The 18709-nt window shown below is 46.6% G+C and carries 17 protein-coding genes; 6 read left to right on the top strand and 11 right to left on the bottom strand.

Annotation, left to right across the window (positions count from 1 at the left end; genetic code table 11):
* On the bottom strand, positions 1-349 hold a 349-nt coding region (locus K8R76_01540), incomplete at its 3' end, for a hypothetical protein (GenBank protein MCD4846855.1).
* 162 nt (positions 350-511) lie between these two features.
* Between K8R76_01540 and K8R76_01535 the strand changes: the two genes are divergently transcribed.
* The 5 genes from K8R76_01535 (at position 512) to K8R76_01515 (ending at position 6771) form a co-directional block, all read left to right on the top strand.
* Positions 512-1351 carry a prepilin peptidase gene (locus tag K8R76_01535; GenBank protein MCD4846854.1) on the top strand — a complete coding sequence of 280 codons (840 nt, stop codon included), beginning with the start codon at positions 512-514 and terminating at the stop codon, positions 1349-1351.
* A 37-nt stretch (positions 1352-1388) separates the two neighbouring features.
* On the top strand, positions 1389-1844 hold the full coding sequence (locus K8R76_01530) for an NUDIX domain-containing protein (GenBank protein MCD4846853.1): 456 nt from the start codon (positions 1389-1391) through the stop codon (positions 1842-1844).
* Between the two features lie 108 nt (positions 1845-1952).
* On the top strand, positions 1953-4208 hold the full coding sequence (locus tag K8R76_01525; GenBank protein MCD4846852.1) for a toll/interleukin-1 receptor domain-containing protein: 2256 nt from the start codon (positions 1953-1955) through the stop codon (positions 4206-4208).
* Positions 4202-4936 (top strand): hypothetical protein, encoded by a 735-nt coding sequence (locus tag K8R76_01520; GenBank protein MCD4846851.1) that lies wholly within the window; start codon positions 4202-4204, stop codon positions 4934-4936. The genes K8R76_01525 and K8R76_01520 overlap by 7 nt, the downstream gene beginning before the upstream one ends.
* A gap of 8 nt (positions 4937-4944) precedes the next feature.
* On the top strand, positions 4945-6771 hold the full coding sequence (locus K8R76_01515; protein ID MCD4846850.1) for a DUF4071 domain-containing protein: 1827 nt from the start codon (positions 4945-4947) through the stop codon (positions 6769-6771).
* Positions 6772-6939: 168 nt separating this feature from the next.
* On the opposite strand, the gene K8R76_01510 is transcribed toward K8R76_01515, so the two are convergent.
* The 10 genes from K8R76_01510 to K8R76_01465 all read right to left on the bottom strand — a co-directional run bounded on the left by K8R76_01510 (position 6940) and on the right by K8R76_01465 (position 16738).
* Complete coding sequence (locus K8R76_01510) at positions 6940-7608, bottom strand: hypothetical protein (protein MCD4846849.1); 669 nt, start codon at positions 7606-7608, stop codon at positions 6940-6942.
* 383 nt (positions 7609-7991) lie between these two features.
* Positions 7992-9056, bottom strand: a complete 1065-nt coding sequence (locus K8R76_01505) for a GHMP kinase (protein MCD4846848.1) — start codon at positions 9054-9056, stop codon at positions 7992-7994.
* The gene (locus K8R76_01500; protein MCD4846847.1) at positions 9043-11019 is read right to left on the bottom strand and encodes a hypothetical protein; all 1977 of its coding nucleotides are present in this window, start codon (positions 11017-11019) and stop codon (positions 9043-9045) included. The genes K8R76_01505 and K8R76_01500 overlap by 14 nt, the downstream gene beginning before the upstream one ends.
* A complete protein-coding gene (locus tag K8R76_01495) occupies positions 11016-11429 on the bottom strand; it encodes a 4Fe-4S dicluster domain-containing protein (protein MCD4846846.1) in 414 nt (137 codons plus the stop codon). The genes K8R76_01500 and K8R76_01495 overlap by 4 nt, the downstream gene beginning before the upstream one ends.
* A 72-nt stretch (positions 11430-11501) precedes the next feature.
* The gene (locus K8R76_01490; protein MCD4846845.1) at positions 11502-12212 is read right to left on the bottom strand and encodes a DNA alkylation repair protein; all 711 of its coding nucleotides are present in this window, start codon (positions 12210-12212) and stop codon (positions 11502-11504) included.
* Entirely contained in the window at positions 12205-13452 is a 1248-nt protein-coding gene (locus K8R76_01485; protein ID MCD4846844.1) for a winged helix DNA-binding domain-containing protein, read from the bottom strand. Before K8R76_01485 ends, K8R76_01490 begins: the two co-directional genes overlap by 8 nt.
* A gap of 49 nt (positions 13453-13501) precedes the next feature.
* On the bottom strand, positions 13502-14473 hold the full coding sequence (locus K8R76_01480; protein ID MCD4846843.1) for a hypothetical protein: 972 nt from the start codon (positions 14471-14473) through the stop codon (positions 13502-13504).
* Positions 14473-15270 (bottom strand): DUF72 domain-containing protein, encoded by a 798-nt coding sequence (locus tag K8R76_01475; GenBank protein ID MCD4846842.1) that lies wholly within the window; start codon positions 15268-15270, stop codon positions 14473-14475. Before K8R76_01475 ends, K8R76_01480 begins: the two co-directional genes overlap by 1 nt.
* 31 nt (positions 15271-15301) lie before the next feature.
* Complete coding sequence (dinB, locus tag K8R76_01470; protein MCD4846841.1) at positions 15302-16486, bottom strand: DNA polymerase IV; 1185 nt, start codon at positions 16484-16486, stop codon at positions 15302-15304.
* A gap of 3 nt (positions 16487-16489) precedes the next feature.
* Positions 16490-16738, bottom strand: a complete 249-nt coding sequence (locus K8R76_01465) for a hypothetical protein (GenBank protein ID MCD4846840.1) — start codon at positions 16736-16738, stop codon at positions 16490-16492.
* 215 nt (positions 16739-16953) lie between these two features.
* Here K8R76_01465 and K8R76_01460 point away from each other — a divergent pair.
* Positions 16954-18709: hypothetical protein (locus tag K8R76_01460; protein MCD4846839.1), on the top strand; the 1756-nt coding region annotated here is incomplete at its 3' end.

Below are 18709 nucleotides of genomic sequence, written 5' to 3'. Positions count from 1 at the left end.
TGAATGCCCAGCCGAAAGGAACCTTGAACTGACCGGCTTTTATGGAAAGCTCGGGGACGATGTCCATATTAAGGAACGCGTCACAAACCTGAATTGAGGAATTCCCGTTATAGGTGTTGAACTGTGTTCCTACGCAACCGTAAACATTGTCATTGAGCCTGGCCGTGAAGCTGGTCCAGTTGTAGCCCCTGAAACTGTTCGCCGGGTCATGATCCTCGGCACCGAACATGTAAATCCATGCCTTTGTATAACCGTTGATACCGAAAGTATCGGCACAACCACCGTCAAAAGTGGATCCGGCAAAGCTAAGAGTTGCTATAAGAGCAACAATACAAAGTGCGTATTTCATTACGCTCCTCTCGATAATTATTTGACCAAACCGCAGTTACTAACCTGTACCCCGGTAGTTTCTCTGCGACTACTCCCCGCACCAAAGTTGAGAAATTATACTACCAGATAAGAGAAATGGCAATTCTATTGCAAATTGGTATTCTTTTCAGGAAAATAGATTATGTGTTTTGAAGAATCGGTTCTGATATTTTTCGCTCTGCTTCTGGGTATGATCACAGGCAGTTTTCTTAATGTTGTTGCCTGGAGAATTCCAAGGGGAGAATCCATAATTCATCCCCGCAGCAGCTGTACATCATGCGGTGTTATGATCAAGTGGTACGATAACATCCCGGTTCTCAGCTGGTTCATATTGAAAGGCAGGTGCAGGAACTGCGGCGGGCATTTCTCTATCCGCTACGCGCTTGTCGAGCTGATAACAGGATTGCTCTTCGCGGGTGTTGTGCTGAAATACGGCGCAGGAATACTCTTTTTCCGAGACGCTGCCTTTCTGTCTTTACTTGTCTGTGTGATTCTCACGGACATCGATCACTGGATTATCCTGGATTCGGTAAGTATAGGAGGCGCGATTGCCGGAATTGTATTCTCAATCCTTCCCGGAGGCATCGGAATTCTTCGTTCTGTCAGTACTGCTTTCGGGGCCTTTCTGCTTTTTCTCCTGATCAGACAGCTCAGCAAACAGATCCTGAAGAAGAAACCTGGTTACGCTATCGCTCCGGAAGGATATGAAGACGAAACGGACGAATTCCAGGGCGGCATGGGCTGGGGAGATATTAAACTCGCTGCGATGATAGGAGCTTTTCTGGGTCCTTCTGCTACAGCAGTAGCTCTCTTCATTGCTTTTCTAACAGGAGCTCTGACTGGAATTGCAGCCATGATAGCAGGACGCAACAAGAGAATTCCGATACCATTTGGTCCTTTCCTAGCTTTTGGAGCAGCGGTATCTCTCTTTTTCGGTCAGGAAATCTGGTCGCTGTACCTGACCATTGGTCTTAACTACTGATATGCCTTCAATGTTTGAGACGGATTCAAGTGCAGGCATGAAACGCAACTCCTCGAAAGCCATTGTTGTACGAGACGGAAGAATACTGCTGACGGTTAACAGCGATGACCAGGGGGATTTCTATCTGCTTCCAGGCGGAGGTCAGAAGCATGGTGAAACACTGCACGAGACATTGAAACGAGAAGTTCTGGAAGAAACAGGATGGACAGTAACAGTTGAAAAACTCCTTCTTGTTCGGGATTATATCGGAGCCAATCATGAATTTGCACAATGGGAGGCGGATGCTCATCAGACGGAGTTCATGTTCGAAGCCCGGCCAAACCGTCGTCTTGGCAAACCTCTCCTTCAGGACGCCTGGCAGACAGGAATGGAGTGGGTGCGAATCGACAGGCTCGATGAGATTAAATTGTATCCCTCTGTCTTGAAGAAAATACTGCCGGAGCTTTTGTCCGGAACGTACGAAGGACCGCTGTATCTGGGGGATGTGAACTGAAGAAAACAGGTTTGAAATTCAGTATTATCATTTACTGTAGGTTTGTGTATTATAGCTATTCAAATGTACTATGGGGGAGGGAATTAAAGCTTTCTACAGCGACAAACTATGGATAATTTCGTATTCATATGCCATTCCAGCCAGGACTCAAAACAGGTTAATCAAATAGTCAACTATCTTGAATCCAGAAGTATTCACTGCTGGATTTCATCAAAGGATATACCGGCAGGCGCTGACTGGGCAGAAACGATTTACGAAGCCATATCTCGTGCATCCGCGGTAATACTCCTTTTCAGCAGTAACGTCAATAAATCCTGGCAGATAAGGAATGAGCTTGATATTGCAACTAACCTTAAAATTCCCATTATACCAGTCAATCTGGATAATTCCGAGATTTCAGGTGGGATCAAATACTTTTCAGATTCCCACCAGTGGCTGGATACGACCGGCAGCAGGAAACAGATGCTCCGAAAGTTAACAGCTGCAATAAATGGCATCTACTCCACAAATATTGACGAAGAAATCACCCCTGAAATCCAGAAAAGACATAAAGGTCGTATATGGAGCTGTGTAATCGGTGCCACCCTTATCCTGGCTGCTCTGACATATATACTTGCTTTCAGCAATTCAACTCCTGAGGAATATGACGATCTGCTCAATCTTGTTGTCGGAGGTACTGATTCATGGGATTACGCGACTGACATTCACACAAGACCTGATGGAGGTTTCTTCCTTGCCGGTACCTGGGACTGGGGGTTCTGGAGTGAGGTCTGGGTAGCGCGTTTCGACAGCACCACAACCTTGCAGTGGTCCTGGTCAGATTCTCTCTCCGGAGAGGACAAACCAATGCTTCTTCCTACTTCAGATGGTGGCGTGATTACAGCATTCGGTGAATATGCTAATTTCGAGCATACCGGATTTCCGATAAGAGCTGTCAGGCTGAACAGCATGGGTGAGGAAGTATGGACACAGCGATGGTGGATTGACTGGACCGGAGCCGTACAACCCATTCTCAGATCCATGAACTGGGATTCGGATAGCCTTATCATTCTTTCCTTCACAATGAGGTACCTGAACACTTCTCTGTGCAGCGCTGTCCATCTTATATCATTCAACTCTTCAGGGGAAGATATGCTTTGGGATACTCTCACACATGAAAGCGAAAGCTGGGATCTGCTTCTTCTTGAAGACGGTACTCGTCTACACATTTACAAAGACTATGTATCCAGTGCCAGCGGAATTGAGCTTCTTTCCTCTACAAATGAAGTGATCCAGCAGATAATTATCGGCGATAAACGAGCGCAGGCAAGCTGTGGAGCAATTCTGCCTGATGGAAGCTTTCTTGTACTGCTCACAAAAGATCACTTTGGTGCAGGCAATGGAGATCTGTCTATTATGAAATTCTCAGATGATCTAGTACTCACCTGGGAAAAATCCTACGGTGGTGACATGTACGATGTTGCTTCTGATATCCTGATCCTGACGGATGGAGACATTCTTGTTTCAGGTGCAAGCAAGTCATTCGGTGACGGAACCTTCGATGGATGGATGCTTAGACTGGATGAAAATGGCGGTATACGCTGGCAGACTGTTATCGACATGAGTGGAAACGATTATCTCAGCAGCATTTCAGTAAATGAGACCGGGCATATTTATGCAACGGGTTCAACCACGAGATATGGGCAACCGGATGCTTGGATCCTTAAGTTGACTCCTGATGGTTTCTTCAGGGAACAACCGGTATTAGGGCTTGATGTATTTACTGAAGACTGGGAACGGGGATTCATCGATCAGAGCATCTGGCTCATGAGTTACAACAGAAACTACGCGCCGGAGCTTCTTACAGATACGATTAACGGCAATATCTCCCTTGATGCCAATAATGTAGCGCTAATTTCGAGAAGAGCATTTCACCTGGCGCCAGGATTATCATTATCAGCTGAAGTTTCTGTACCGGACAGACCCGGCGCTGGAGGCTGCAACTGGCTTGCGATTGGCATAACCCTGAAGGATGTAGGAGCCTTCCAGACCGATCAGGGAAAAATTGCAGACAGTGAACTTAGATGGACCTATACAGAAGGTATCAATGAACAGCTACGAGAGGTTTGTTCAACATGGTCCACGGATAGCACGATGATGTCAATATGTGAACCTGAATCCATCTGGCTTGAGCGCTCGGAACCGCAGCTTATGATGATAGAAACATGTACTGACTCTGTAAGATTCTGGCTGAATGACAGTCTCTTCAACAGTATTCCTTCCCCGGGAAATACTGCTGACTCGATCAAAGTCTATCTATGGGGAAGTTCATCAACCGTTCCACACCGCATCGACAACATAAGAGTGTTCAAGAGGAGATGGTAACTCTGAGAGACAAAACTCGATCTATCGTGTTTCCCTCATCAATCATACTGTTCATTATGCTCTTTTCATCCATAACTCTCAATCAGTCATTTGCTGAAATACTATTCACGGATGATTTCTCAGAATCACTTGACGATAACTGGATACTCTTCGGTGAACCTCTGCCGATACTCTGTGACACCATGGGCCTCCCTCCCCCCTCATTCGATAACAACGGTGACACTATGTACAGTAGCGGAGCGTTCTCCCGAGAATGCTTTGATTATGCCGGAGGACTGGTTCTGGAATGTGACATCTATGTAACATCCAATCCCAGAGGAGCCTGGATATCCGGTAGTATCGGCCTTTCTCAGGTTAATGAAGGGGAATATGGACCTACCAACGCTGAAATACCGGAAATATATCTGGGTTACAATTATTGTGGTGAAGCAAACTGGGGATGTCCTCACCTGCAGGGGGAGATAGGTTTTTCGCTGAGAGCTTCTTCAAGCTCTCTTGAATACAATGTTTTAGTACACAGGAATGAATTCCTCGACTCCTGGCACAGATTCAAGATAGTTCTCGAACAGGATCTTCGCGCATCCTTCTATATCGATAGTATTCATATTTATACAACGGAACTCAGTCTATCTCCCGACCTGGGTCCACTCTCCATTTATCTTGGAGATCGGTCCAACAGCTATGGGAGGGTCTATCATGACAACCTGATACTCAGGACTCCAGAGTAATTCTAACAATGCTTAATACTGAAAAATACATAAGTAAGGAAATGACAGTCCCCTATATCCAGAAGCTGATAGGTAGAGGTGAATATCTGAAAGCCTATGATCTGGTTTCAAAACTTCTGACTGATATCGGAGTCGAAAAGATCGAAATTACCAAACTTTATTCACGTTGTGCATCCAAACTTGGAATGAATCAAGATGCTATCAATCGCCTGGAAAGATCCATGCAGAAGTTAAGCAATCCGGATCCGGAATTGAATGCGCTTCTTGGCAGTTTCTATAAAATACAGTGGATAGAACTCAGTGATTCAGATCCTGCTCATGCAGAGCAAGCACTAAAACATTCCTTTTCAAACTACCTGAGAAGCAGGGAGATCGGAGGTAATTTCTGGAGCGCCATTAACGCTGCTACCCTTGCATTAACTTCGGGTGAGCGAGAACTGAGTATTAAACTGGCTGATGAAGTTATCAAAGAGTGCTGGGATGAATACAACAGGCATGGTACTACAAGTACTTTCTGGATCCCCGCTTCGCTTGGAGAGGCGTATCTTGTTAAGGGTGAGTTCAATTTAGCTATTAGATGGTACAAGGCCGCAAGGAGTCACATCAGTAACAATCTTGGCTGGATAAAAACTACAAGAAGAAACTCTCAACTGCTTCTCAATGTCCTGAGACCGGGCGATGAACTGATAGATCAGATTATGAACAGTATACCGAGGTTGAGAGTAGCAGTTTTCGCAGGTCACAGAGTTGATAATACAGACCAGCTGAAACTGAGATTTCCACAGGAAATATCCGATCGTGTTAAGATCCGGATGCGGAAGAAACTCAGCAGTCTGCGGCTCGATATTGGAATAGCATCGGCGGCTGACGGTGGAGATATTCTCTTTCACGAGTGTCTTCAGGAGATGGGAAAGCAAACTCATGTCATACTGCCATCACCTGTTAACCACTTCATGGAGAGGCTTGCTGAATCTGCCGGCAGGGAATGGACGGATCGATTCAGAAGTGTGATTGATAAGGCTGATCGAATCGAAATTTCTTCTGCTTCCAGGTTCGAGAGTGACGGAGAAGGCATATATACACTGTGTACGGATTTTATGCTTGGCACAGCTCTCGACATCGAAAGAACGTATGACGCCGAGCTTATTCCAATTGTTGTGTGGGACGGACAGACTACTGGTAGAAGTGGCGGAACCAGCTATGTTGTATCACGATTCAGCAAACTTGGATATACTCCGGAGAAGATCCCTTTGTCGGATCTTGTGAAACAAAAAAAGCCTGCAAAACAGTATAAATATCTCCCGGAAAAAGAATACTCGTATACTAATCTTGGAATATACGAACCAATGGTTAGACCTATCGTAGCGATAAGCACAGGAATGTCAGAGGTATCAGAAGAAAGGAATGCTTCACTTCTGAATACCCTCGCAGAGAGTGTATTCATATTATGTGACGAGAACTCCATTAGGATCCTTCATAGCGGCTTTCTATCAGGAAAGATTTATATGGTCTTCTCAACGATAGAGGATGCCATGAATTTTGTAGAAACTTTCCTTGTCATCAAGGACACCCCGTTGTATCACTCACTTGTAATGCATGCGGGAATCATAATAAAGACTGAGTCAACTCTGTCTGGAAAAAGGGATTTCTACAGCCGAGAAATTGAGGAAGCTCTTTCACTGATCATGAGTCTGAAAGCACCTTCGAACATCTGCACAATGCAGATAAAAGCATTAATCGCGGTTCATCTGGAATCTGATCTTAACTTTCAGTATCGCGGACTCTTTGAAACTAATATTGGAAATTTACTAAAGATATTTGAGTTTTTCATATAGCCTCTAAAGCCATTGCACATTTGTCTTCATTACTTATAAGACATTACTGGTATTGGAAATGCTCTATTTCCGATTAACTATATCAATTTGTAATCGAAAGGTAATCCACCTGAAATTGCAGAGTCGCTCATATTCTGTAATTTCAAAGGAATTCCAAATATATTAGTATTACTGGCTAATATTATTAACAATGCTGAATGAATCGCTCCAGCCGTAATTGTCATTTCTATCAATTGCCTTGAGTTGATATCCTGATCCTGCGGTCCAGGATGCATCAAGCTGTGCTGTTCGTCCTGCATAACCGTCGTTATCAGTCCAACCATGATATAATCCCATATATGTACCATTTTTGTATATCTCGAACATCACTTCTGAACCAGTAGCACCTGTCCACTCAACATATGTCCCAGCTTCCTGATACTCCCACTCAGTAGAACTGTTTGGATGCGAAATGTCTATCGAACCTCCGGAGCCTCCCCCGACAATGCTGAATGAATCGCTCCAGCCGTAATTGTCATTTCTATCAATTGCCTTGAGTTGATATCCTGATCCTGCGGTCCAGGATGCATCAAGCTGTGCTGTTCGTCCTGCATAACCGTCGTTATCAGTCCAACCATGATATAATCCCATATATGTACCATTTTTGTATATCTCGAACATCACTTCTGAACCAGTAGCACCTGTCCACTCAACATATGTCCCAGCTTCCTGATACTCCCACTCAGTAGAACTGTTTGGATGCGAAATGTCTATCGAACCTCCAGATGAAGTATCCGTAGGATTACTATTACAACTCAAACTGATAAAAATAGCAATTAAACACAAGATAAATCTCAAGTACATTTCAAGCTCCTTTGTTAGGTTTCATCTAATAGATATTTAAGATATAGGGAATCCGATATGTACTTGTAAGTAGCATATTATTCAATAATAATATAATAAATAGGGCATAATAATAGTATGTACAATTATTTATGGAATTTTGGATATTTCGTAAAGCATATTATGATGTTTAATATGAGCCTTAATTTATTTTGCTTTCTCTGTTTTAACAATATGAATATTTACCTATGAGCAGCTGCGAAAGCATCTGCGAAACTCAGACAAGCCCCTTCAGGCACATCTGTCGTTTCTCTTCGGGGAATTTCTCGCTGGCGTACCTGAGCATAGTAAGTGTATCTTTCTGAATTACACATTCTATTATTGCTTTTCTGAATAAATTAACCATTATCTGAAGTACATGCAGTCTCTCTTATTGTCAGGAAGTAGCACTCTACTCCTGTTTCAGCTTCCAGCGCTGTTCTGAGTTCTTCTCTTTCCCGCTCGCCCCTGCAGATGAACTGAGCAGTACCGTCTCCCTGTGAGCCCACTCCCTTTCCTCCCCAGGTCAGTACCCTGGCGGTTCTGTTATTCAGTATTTCATGAAGTTTTGGAGATCTGAGTTCTGAGGGGCAGGCCGGAGCCACCAGCTCATCGAAAACCCTCTGGGCTTCGATCATGAGTTCTCCAAGGGTCTTCCCGTCTCCTCTTTCAATTGCATCGCATGCCTCTGCGGTTATTCTGTGGTTTTCTCCGCCCAGTGCTTTCATGATCTTTCTGTTTCCGCTGCTGAACGAGAAGTTCAGATCTTTAAGAATTTTTCGAGTGTTCTTTCTGCCCTGCAGGTCCACGATAAGAAGATGCAGTGAACCTCCCGGTTGAAGGGGTCTGGCGGTCATTTCGTCTCCATCAAAGGTAAGCAGAACCGGGTCGACTCCGTAAGCGCAGGCCTGATCCATCTTTCCGCAGTGAGAACCGGTAAGAAGCTCTCCCCTGTATGCCAGTTCCATTTCGTCTTCGATCGACAGGTCGAGAGAATTGATTCTGTTGAATGCTCTGGCGGTCAGAACGCATACTGCCGCTGAGGATGAAAGCCCCTTCTTCATGGGCAGGGTTCTTCTGTATATGCTCAGTCTCAATCCGAGATTCGGATGGTTCTTCAGAATGACACTTGCCGTACCCGCCGCGTATGAATCAAATGCAGCAGATTCTGCTATCTTGCTAAGAAGTTCCGGGTCGGAAGGATACGAATGCATGGGACCCTGAGACCCGTCGGGGAGGATCTGTGAAATATGAAATCCCGTCGCTGCCGATTCAGCAGTACCGTAAATACCCTGATCGGTTCCGGCTATGATACACCGGCCGGTTTTTACGGATATATCGGTTTTTCTGTATTCACCGGCCCAGTCGGAATGCTCTCCGAACAGGCAAAGCCTGCCGGGGACAAAGAGATCAATCTTTTTCAACTATTCTGTCTCCAAGCTGTTTTGCTTCCTCAGTAAGGTTGAACTTCTTCATGGTTTCAAGAGAGGGTCTTCCCATTTTCCTGTCCCATCCTCTGAGGAGATAATACTCGTCCATCACCTTTCTGAATTTGTCTCCATTCATGGCCACTGTATGGCCAATAAGAGGGTTTGTCTGCTGTTCTGTTCTTTCATAGTACGGGATAACCGACTCGTCATCAGATCTTGATCTGTTGAAATTCCTTACAAGCAGTGCGCGTTCAAGCTGAATCACTCTTTCCGAAGCATGGTTCAGGTCTCTGTCGCTCCATGGGATACCTGTGAGGGAGGTGAACATGTGTCGCTCAAACGAGGGACCATCCATATCTCCAGCCCTGGCAAAATTGTCTTCCGTTTTTCTTGAGTAGATCCTCGGGAAAACCTGGTCGCCAACAGTGAGAGAATCCTTCATCACGGATCTCTGACCGTGCCAGTAGGCAGGGAAGGCTTTCCCCGCATAAGCGCTTTCAGGATCAGCACAGTTCTCCGATCCATAAACCTTCGATGAAACTTCTTTTATCCTGTCCCACGAAAGACCGTGTTCGGGAGAACATATTCTGCTCCACCCCATGATGTTCTGTCCGTAACCATGAGCGCTTGAGATGGGGTCCCTGGTATCCACCGCCCACTGCATGGCGCTGACTATCCAGTAAGGGAAGAAGACAAAGTTTATTCTATCCCCGTGACCGTCCCAGTGACCGGCGTACCCCCAGGCCGGGAAGAGCTGTTTCAATCTTTCGCAGCCAATACCCAGGATTTTACTTGCCCTCACCGTTCCTTCCGATAGAGCGGAGCGGAACTCTCCTTCCCTTCTCGATATTCCTCTTAGAAGAAAAGACCAGAATTCAGGGCTGTCCAGATCAATCTCCATCCCGTCTATTTTTTCAATCTCACCATCGTTCCTTAGATAACGGAGCCAAGGAACAAGACCTACAAGAATCTCCCAGTGGTTGAGCCCTTCATCATTGGCTATCTGTCCTATCTCAAAGCCCGCTTCAAAACCAAGCTTCCAGTCATAGAAGGTTCCCTCAATCCCGGGAAACAGGCCCGCAATGCAGTCAACCTGTCCTGAAAGCCTTTTTCCCTTTTGCAGAACCGCTGGAACAGTTGTGTAGAATCTGGCGTCATAGCACCTGACCGAGCAGCCCTGAGTACAGGCCTGGTAGCGCTGCCCGTATTTTTTCACTTTATCGATGTTCAGTTCCGGTGTGTGAGGCCATCCGTGAGATGCGTGGGCTTCATTTCTGACAAGCCTGCAAACCTCAAGAAACCTCTCCGGTTCCGCTACGGTCAGAGGAAGGGTTCCATGCACTGCTATTGCCTTCAGATTCTTTGAGCCCATCACCGCACCGTAGCCTCCCTGCCCTGAGGCGCTTTCAGTTTCGGTGGCGGCGATGGCTATACGAACTCTGTTCTCTCCTGCGGGACCGATGGCAAACACCCTCCAGTCCTTTCCGTACTGTTCCATAATCTTTTTCTGCGTAAGGTAGATTCCCGTTCCCCAGAGTTCTCCTGCATCCATGATTGTGCAGATTCTGTTCTCTATCTTCAGAAATACCGGACTGGGGGCTTTACCGGTGATTACAATGCCGTCAAAACCGGCGTGTTTCAGCTCAGGACCCCAGTGTCCTCCGAAGGAGGATCTGGAATACCACTCCTCCGGATATCCCTGGGATGAGATACCGCAGACGGTCGTCCTTCCTGAAAAGGGAGCCGCTGTTCCGGTAAGAGGACCGGTGAGTATCATCAGTGGGCTTTCGGGATCAAAGGCGCCGGTACCCGGAGGAATTTCGTCCCATGCTATCCTTGCAGCCATTGCCCTTCCGCCGTACCAGTCCGGCAGATAATCCCGTGTATCCTGCTGTTCAATAACTCCTGTGCTCAGGTTAACTCTGAGGATTTTCCCCGCGTAACCGCCGTATTTCATGCTTCTTCCTCTGCAGGGATTATGACATTGAAAACGCAGGCTTCAATACAGGCCGGTGTTCCACCGCATAGGTCGCATTTCAAAGGCTTCTCCTCAGTTTCATGCCAGAACATTGCTCCGTAGGAACATGCTTCTACACATGTGCCGCACCTGGTACATAGATCGTAGTCTATCTTCCATGCTCCGCTGTGCGGATCTTTGTATATGGCATTCACCTGGCAGGCTTTTCGGCATTCCGGGTTTTCGCACTGCCGGCAAAATACATGGGAGTGTTTTCCAGAGAACAGCTCCAGATTCACCCTGATGGCTGATGCGGACCGGTCATGCTTTCCGGAGTGCAGAAGAGAGCAGACTGTCTGGCAGTTCAGGCAGCCTGTGCAGAGGTCGGATCTGACAGTGAATCTTGTCATTGCAACCCTTCAGATTATTGAAGGATCACAATGTCCATGGTGGCAGGTCATGTCAAGTTATCTCACAGTTGCTTAAATGAGACCCTTCAGGTACATCTGCCGTTTCTCTTCCGGGAACTTCTCTATGGCGTACCTGAGCATCGTCCGGGGCATTCGTTTGTAGTGCTTCTTCAGGAATCTTTCTTCGGTATGCATGTTTCTATTGCCGACTTCCCTCAGCATCCATCCAACCGCTTTATGGATGAGATCTTCCCTGTCTTCGAGAAGAATTTCCGCGATCCTGAGCGTATCCGCGAAATCGTTCCTTCTTATGAAATACTGCGTTGAAATTATGGCGATTCTTCTCTCCCATAGATTATCTGATTCAGCAAATCGAAATAGAGGTGTTCTGTCCCTGTCGAACAGCCATGCTCCGGCGATGTATGGTGCGGATGAATCGACCAGATCCCAGTTGTTTATCTGCGAAGTGCTGTTCATGAAAAGATTATAGATCTCTTCTTTTCGTTTACCATCACCTCTCTTGAACAAATCATCCATCATCAGAAGCGCAAACAGCCTCTCTTCATGCCATGGTGAGAACAGCAGGGTATTTATCTCTTCGAGTGAAAGACCTCGAAATTCCCTCAGGAGTTTTCTTATCAGCGGAACTCTTACTCCAATGAACTTATCTCCCTCTCCGTACTCTCCTTTTCCTGTTTTGAAAAACTTCTGGTGTTTCGCCGCCCTGTCAGGTTCCGCAATTCCTCTCAATCTTTTCGCTATTTCATGTACCGCATTATCCATCTCTTTTCTCTCTCTCCGCTTTACGCACAAACTGTTTCAGTGATGAGCTTATGGTGCGGGGTGCTACAATGTTGAACTCTATTTTATCGCAACCGTTAAAAGCGGTAAAATCAACAAGCTTCCGCGCAAATGGCATCAGGAATTCATCGTAGTCAACAAAATCGGGTTCAAACCGCAGATTACGGATGATCATCCTTCTGTTTTTTCTGTCAGCCTTCGGATCCAGTCTGCCTATAAGTCTGTCACCCCAGAGAACCGGCAGGACATAATATCCGTGTTTCCTCTTTTCTTTCGGCATGTAACATTCAAGTGTGTAATCAAATCCGAACAGTCGGCTTGTTCTGTCCCGCTGGATGATGAGATTGTCGAATGGAGATAGAAGGGATACCCCGGTCACGGTACATTGAGATAATGTCGAATTCTGAATGGTATCCGACATTGCGTAATATCCGGCTTCTTTTTCGACAGACACTCTGATAACAACACTATCATCCACCAGATCCTGAACGGCATTCAGAACAGTTTCTCTGGAAGCTGCATGCAGATGGTTTATTATTTCCTTCGCGGTCGCAATTCCGTACGATGAGAGTGCCCTGCGAACCAGAAAGCGCCCGAGATCCTCGTCAGAAGGCATGGAAGTGTCAATATTGTCGGGAAGCACTCTCTCCGTAAGGTCATACATTCTATGAAAATTGCGACGTTCGGTAACCATGAGTTCACCCCGCCAGAAAAGAAGTTCAAGGGCAATCTTGGCAGGCTTCCAGTCCCACCATTGACCGGGTTCAGCGTCAGGATTCGACTTGAAATCCTTCGATCCGAGAGGTCCTTCATTTCGAATTCTGTCAAGAACACCATCCATAAGGTGACCGCACTTCTTCAGCCGCTGCTTTGCCCATTTATCCTTGGGATCGCTGAAGCTGCGCATTCGCGGCAGGTAGTATCTGTAATCCTTCATGGGCAGATAGGATGCGGCATGCCCCCAGAACTCGAATATTCTCCGATCTTCTGACTGAAGCGTATGGAGCATTTCCGGATCGTAATTAGGAAATCTTGTCCAGATGGTGTGGTGATGCGCTCTCTGAACCACTGAGATGGTATCTATCTGGATGTAGCCCAGTCTCTCAATGGTGAGAGCAACACCCTCCCTTCCTTGCGGAAACTCGGGAGTGTTAAGAAGCATCTGTGAATCCAGACTGAGCCGGACAGCGTGTTCCCTGGTTAGATCAATACTTTCAGTCACTTATATCGAAGGGATCATGGTGATCCGTACTCATACTCATCTTCACATCCTACTTCTGGAGGGTTATTATCTTGCCCAGGCTGGTGCAGAGTATTGCCCTGTTACCGTTTGGATTAATCGAAATATCGTATGGTGTACCGTAACTGGGGGAAGATGCTTCAATATCAAGGTTCTGAGCGTTGATAACGGTTACACCGTAGCCCTGAAAACCAACATATATGTAATTACCGTCCGGAGTAACCGCTACTGACACTGCGGGAGAAGATATAGAATACGTTGAGTAGTGCTGACCGGTTCCGGTATCAATCCCCCAGATCTCACTGAGGGAATCAGGCGCTACATATATGAGATTGCCCGAACCGGCGTAGAGATCATTTATCCCGCCTGCTACTTCGCATTCCGCGGTGACGGTACCGAGACTGCCTGTGGATATTTTTTTAACGGTGTTATCGTAACCATCCGCGATGAATATTGAAGATCCATCCGCGGTAATAACTGCGGCTACAGGCTCAATAAGTCCGGACACCGTATCCACAGCTGTTACATCCCATGAAAGCGAATTGATGGTTGTTATGGTTCCGTTGGATCCTACTGAATAAAGGTGCCAGCCTCCCCCTGAAGGGTTGGTTAGAATGAAACTGCCATAGGAAGAGAGAGGGATCGGGCCATGGACTGCATATGTATCATTACTTACGTAGAACAGAAGGTTTCCGCACAGTGCCAGCGCATAGCCGCCCTCTGCAGTTGCGCCAACATCCTCTATCGGATAACCCTGAAGATAGACTTTAGCCCTGCAGTAACCATTCTCGTAATCAACGAAATACAGGCTGTCCGCACCGGCAACTCCGTCACCGCCGCTCTTTAAATAGCAGCAGTCTTCCGGAATACCGGAAACATCCACATCCTGAAGAAAGGAAAACGGAAAATTTATCGTAATGTTCGGTCCCGTGGTTCCGCATCCGGCGCCGATAAGGAATGTTACCACTACGAGCGAGAAAAAAGCAGAAATCAGTTTCATCATTAATCTCCTTTGAATAATTCATCCATCCGGATGGCATCCTTCACTGCCTGACCGAAATGGCAGTTATTGAACATTACAAATATCCTGCCTGATTCCGAGCCAAGCCTGTTGATAACAGGAAGCCATGCGTTAAGTTCTTCATTGCTGTACGTGTAATCATACCTAAGCGGACCGCCATTCCACCATTGCCGCGCGTTTCTGCCGTGCAATCTTATATAACCGAATGGTTTTCCTCCTATGGCCTGTGGCGGAGGAAGATGAGGTAATTTAGGGAGATCCACCGTAACCAGGGCAATTCCTTCAGCACTGATACTATCAAGGATTTCCTGCCTGTACCATTCATCGTATCTGAACTCGACTGCAAGAGGTATATCATTGGTTTCTTCATTAAGTTCCTCAATGTATCGCAAACCCTCATCAGATGGTTTGAAGGAATACGGAAACTGCGCCAGAAGCCCGGACAGTTTATCAGCCTCAATAAACGGTTTCAGCATTGCATTGAAATCAATCCACTGATCCTTCGTCGCATCTCTTGAGTGGGTCATGCTTGAGTGCAGCTTAACAATAAATTCAAATCCCTCAGGGGTTTTGTTGACCATGTTCCAGGATACCTTCGGATGCATTATACGATAGTAAGTACTGTTGACTTCAACGGTAGAAAAGCGTGAAGAATAGCAGTCAAGCATTCCCCCTCGCGAAGTACCGGGTGGGTAAAAGGGTCCTACCCAGTCAGTAAAGCTGTATCCGGATGTTCCCAGCCTTATTTCCACTTCACTTTGTGCTGATGTATTGCTCAAATGCCGCCTTCATCCATAGAACGGTAACTGATCAGATCAAGTGACTTTCTATCATATTCTTCAAGTCCCCGCAGTCAATCATAGTTCTACAGCCTGTGATAGATTTTTCTCCAAATTTGTGACGTATGCTGTCAACCGTGCTGTCAATCACTTTTCCCCTGTCTCCGAACATCTCCTGCTGATGCCCTGATTCCTGCGATAGTGAACCGAGACACACGCCTATGAGCCTTATTCTGGAATGTACAGCGGAGCGGGCCAGCATAGCGACAACACTGTAAAGAATCCTTGCGTTATCCGTTTGCCCTGAAAGAGCATATGCCCTGGACCGACGCTGCAGATTGCTCATTCTGTACTTCAGTGTGACTGTGCTTCCGGCAAGCCCTTTATCCCGTGCCCTGCGGGCCACCTTCTGGCACATCAGCGCAAGAACCGGAAGGTACTCCTCCGGCTCCAGCACATCTGTACTGAAGGTATGCTCATTGCTTATGGATAAAGGCTGCGAAGCCAGATCGCCGGGAACCACAGGGGAATCATCGATTCCTCTGCAGAGATAATAGAGGCTGTCGCCCTGTTTTCCGAGTAGCGCCCTGAGCTGCTGCCGCGTGAATCTGTGCAGATCCCTTATTCTTTCTATTCCAAGGCTTAAAAACCGCCTCTGTGTTGCCGGGCCCACACCCCAGATTCTGCCAACCGGAAAATCAGTAATGTCATCCGGTTTCAGTTCAACAATCCCTTTTGGTTTCGCCCTGTTCGAAGCCATCTTCGCGAGAAACCTGTTATGCGCTATACCTGTACTGGCCCAGAGCCCTGTCCGGTCCAGAATTGCCTTCTGTATCCGCAGAGCCAGTTCACGTGGTGATGAGCTGCCAACAACCCCGGTTACATCCATGAAAGCCTCGTCGATGCTGGCAGGATCAACTATCGGTGAGAATGAGAGCAGAACCTGAAGTATTTTCCTGGTATAGGATGTATAACTTCCGTGACTTCCCGAAATGATGGTAGCATCCGGTGCCAGACGCATAGCTCTCACTATGGGCATCCCGGAACTAACACCTTTTTCACGTGCCTCATAACTGCATGAGGCTACAACGGACCTGAGAGTTCTGCCGCCGACGATAACCGGCTTTCCATTCAGCCACGGAAAGGAAAGGCGCTCCACCGATACAAAGTAGGTGTCCATGTCGATGTGAAAGATGGTGCGGGTAGTGACAGGCACTATTTATTCGGAGTAGTGGAAATCAAGGGTCCAGGTAAGATCAGATGTATCAAAATGAATTTCATAAACATCCTCTCCTTCAGTTCGTACAACGTAATGAAAAAGCGGATAAGCTCCGTCGCGGCTTTCCCATTTTGAGGATACCGAAGCGATATGGTACACATGACCATTCCATCTGAAACGGCACGGCCGCACTGTTCCTCCGGTGAAATGACTGATCATTTCGACAGGTTCATCATATCTGATCACCACGCTCCCGCCTCCTCCATAATTCTAAAATAGTAAACGTTTGTTTACCAGTCAAGATGAGTATGGTGGACCCCTGGGTGCCCAGGCGGATGCCGCATGGGAAAGGGAATTTGACGCTGCTTGATCATTGCAGGTATTATGTTCGTGGAGTGAAGATAATGTAAGCAGTAAATGATTGGTGAGCAAATCTCAGCTCGTACCGGACCCGGAAGGTATGAATGACAGATAAAAAACAGTTTGCTGTTATTTTTCTTGCTTTTACAGCCATACTGATTCTTAATGCTTTGATCTATATGCCTTTCCTCTCAGATGATGCCCTGATATCCATGCGCTATTCCCGGAGACTGGCAAGTGGTAATGGATTGACATGGACAGATGGTCCCAGAGTAGAAGGATATTCCAATCTTCTCTGGGTTCTTCTAACAGCGGCTGGTGTATATGTCGGAATTGATGGCGTTGTCACAGTTCGACTGCTGGGAATTCTCTCCATGGTCGGTTTTATTTTCAGCGTACTCTTCACTTACAGAAAGAACAGCTACGGAGTATACATGGTTGTGCTGCTCTTCGCTGTGCTATCTGCTCCAATTGCTGTCTGGACTATTGGAGGTCTTGAACAACCGCTTGTTGCTGTTCTGGTCGCACTCTCTATTCCCTTGTTATGGCGGATAATTGACCGCCGGAAAGCGGGTGCAATGCTATTCCTGACCTCTTCCATCCCTCTTGCTTTTCTGTGTATAACAAGACCGGACGGAGTTCTTTTCACATTTGCCGCTGTCCTGGTTCTGCTTTTTTCAGGCCATGGAAGAAAATCTTTTCTTCTTGCCCTGCTCCCAGCTCTGTTTATTCTGTTTCAGCTTGGTTTCCGGCTCTCTTATTACGGGGATTATCTTCCAAATACAGCCAGGATCAAGATCCACCCATCCGTCCATTACATCTTCTGCGGTATGAAATACGTTCTTCTGGGTACATTCGTTCTTTTCCCCCTGTCACTCTTTTCCTTGGCTGCAACCGTCATAGCCATTCGAAAAAAGCATACGAGAACCCTCCTGCCGGCAGCAATGGCACTGTTATGGATCATATATCTGATATTGATAGGGGGAGACAGCTTCCCGGCGTACAGGCATTTCGTTCCACTGATAGTTCTTTTTACCTACATCAGCATCGAAGAGTTACGGCAGATAAAGATTAGAAGATTTTTCAGTACCGTAATGGTGGCTTCAGCAGCACTGCTTCTCTTTATCGTTCTTCAGTTCACCAATTCGAGGAACCGTACAGCCAGGGAAGAACGATGGGAATGGGATGGACAGGTAATAGCCCTTGTGCTAAAAGAGGCTTTTGAAGAAAAAGAGCCTCTTCTTGCGGTTACAGCCGCGGGAACACTACCCTACTGGTCTGAACTGCCCTCACTGGATATGCTGGGTCTGAATGACAGGTATCTGGCTATGAATCAGGGAGAAAGCGAAGTGGAGGGTCTTTTAGGGCATAACGTATGCAACCCTGACTACATACTGGAAAGAAAGCCTGATATTATCAGTTTCAATGCTGCCGGCGAACCAACAGGTTTTGCGCTTGCGGAAGATCTGTCAGCTTCAGAGGAATTCGGAGAATTGTACAGACAGATAAACATCAGAGGAACCCGGCCATACACTCACCAGGGATTACTCTGGTTCAATACGGAAAGCCCTCTTATCGGAATTGAGAAAACTGCTGATTCTATCGTGATACCCGCGTATTTCTTCAACATGTACGAACACACTTTTATGCACACACAGAATGGAATTCCTGGCATAACCATAACAGCGAATATGCCTGCGGGCATTGTTCTGACCGATATATCCAGCGTGCATGAATGGATCCCAGGAGAGCAATCTGAACGATTTACCGTCACACTTCAAGTGATTGGAGATTCTCTCATAGTAGAACTCAGTACAAAGGATACAAGACCGATTTTTATAGAGACAGTTGCTCTGACAG

The organism is Candidatus Aegiribacteria sp. (genome assembly GCA_021108435.1).
Taxonomy (GTDB): domain Bacteria; phylum Fermentibacterota; class Fermentibacteria; order Fermentibacterales; family JCC-6; genus Aegiribacteria.
This window is presented reverse-complemented; position numbering and strand designations above follow the sequence as displayed.